The organism is Methylobacterium sp. J-048 (genome assembly GCF_022829515.1).
In the GTDB taxonomy this organism is placed as follows: Bacteria; Pseudomonadota; Alphaproteobacteria; order Rhizobiales; family Beijerinckiaceae; genus Methylobacterium.
Genome location: NZ_JAKSYL010000063.1, coordinates 1 through 364 on the forward strand (window position 1 = coordinate 1; position 364 = coordinate 364).

General features: G+C 69.5%; 1 protein-coding gene. It reads left to right on the forward strand.

All coding sequences use genetic code 11. From position 1 onward, the window contains the following. The coding region (locus MKL09_RS03620) for a sugar transferase (RefSeq protein ID WP_244018040.1) at positions 1 to 288 on the forward strand (288 nt) is incomplete at its 5' end. Positions 289 to 364: the final 76 nt, after the last annotated feature.

Here is a 364-nt window from a genome sequence, read left to right on the forward strand (position 1 = left end):
GTGCTGCGCAAGACCTCGCTGGACGAGCTGCCGCAGCTGTGGAACGTGCTGCGCGGCGAGATGAGCCTGGTCGGGCCGCGCCCGATCGTCCAGGCCGAGGTCGCCCGCTACGGCCGGGCGTTCGCCACGTGCTTTGCGGTGCCGCCGGGGGTGACCGGGCTGTGGCAGGTCTCGGGGCGCTCGGACACGACCTACGCCAAGCGCGTGGCGCTGGACCTGGACTATGCCAGCCGCGGGAGCCTGCCCAGGGACCTCTCAACCCTGCTGCGTCACGTCCCGGCTGTGTAGTCTCAGACACGGTACATGTTAACATGCACACCTACACTCCCGCATGCGCTAGTGCGCTGCCGCGATCGGAGGCAGC